The sequence below is a fragment of the Streptomyces sp. SID3343 genome (assembly GCF_009865215.1).
GTDB lineage: Bacteria > Actinomycetota > Actinomycetes > Streptomycetales > Streptomycetaceae > Embleya.
This window is the reverse complement of the sequence record NZ_WWJX01000371.1, coordinates 1-402: the sequence shown is the minus strand read 5'-3', so window position 1 is coordinate 402 and position 402 is coordinate 1. Positions and strand designations below refer to the sequence as shown.

General features: G+C 67.7%; 1 protein-coding gene. It reads left to right on the top strand.

Features of this window, described 5'->3' with window-relative positions; all coding sequences use genetic code 11:
* Window positions 1-402 (top strand): RHS repeat domain-containing protein (locus tag GT354_RS12285; protein ID WP_237534652.1); only part of this gene is annotated, 402 nt, incomplete at both ends.

Here is a 402-nt window from a genome sequence, read left to right as displayed (position 1 = left end):
CTCCGGCAACACCCTGGGCGTCAGCGACGCCACCACCGGCGGCACCGGCGCCCAACTGACCCACACCTACAACCCCACCAGCCCGACCTGCGGCGGCTTCAAGGGCCAACGCTGCACCAGCAAGGACGCGAACAACAACGTCACGTCCTTCACGTACAACGCGACCGGCGACCTGACCAAGGTCGACGCCCCCGCACCGTTGGGCGACACCGTCTACACCTACGACGCGCTCGGCCGCCCGGCCACCGTCAAGGACGGCCGCAACATCACCACCACCTACACCTACGACAAGCACGACCGCGTCAAGACCGTCACCACCCCGGGCAAGAGCGTCGCCTACGAGTACGACAAGGACGGCAACCAGACCAAACGCACCGACGCCGCCGGCGTCCTCGAGGTCGA